This is a genomic window from Cupriavidus sp. 01T418, from assembly GCF_056398885.1.
This window is the reverse complement of sequence record NZ_JBFTQG010000193.1, coordinates 1-366: the sequence shown is the minus strand read 5'-3', so window position 1 is coordinate 366 and position 366 is coordinate 1. Positions and strand designations below refer to the sequence as shown.

The 366-nt window shown below is 67.5% G+C and carries 1 protein-coding gene; it reads left to right on the top strand.

Going from position 1 to position 366, the window contains the following annotated elements; genetic code table 11:
* A partial coding sequence (locus AC1DQ3_RS36870; protein ID WP_477125006.1) for a LysR substrate-binding domain-containing protein occupies nt 1-366 on the top strand: 366 nt, incomplete at both ends.

The window sequence follows — 366 nt, the reverse complement described above, 5'->3', positions numbered from 1 at the left end:
ACCTCCAGCCGCACGTTCCGGATCGCCGTCAACGACATCGGGCAACTGGTCATGGTGCCCGAGCTGCTTTCGGTCGCGCGCGGCATCGCGCCGGGGGTTCGTTTCGAAACCGTGGATGTCTCCGTGGCCGAGGCCCGGCAGCGCATGCTCCACGGGCAGATCGACGTCGCCCTGGGCAGCTGGGAAGCGATGGGGCCATCGTTCTACCAGCAGCGGCTGTTCGACGAGACCTTCGTCGTGCTGATGTCGAAGGCGTCGCCGCTGGGCGCGCGCGAGCGCATCGAGCTCGACGACTACCTTGCGGCCGAGCACATTGCCTACCGGCCCCAGGGCACCACCGACTTGCAGCTCCAGCAAACCCTGGAG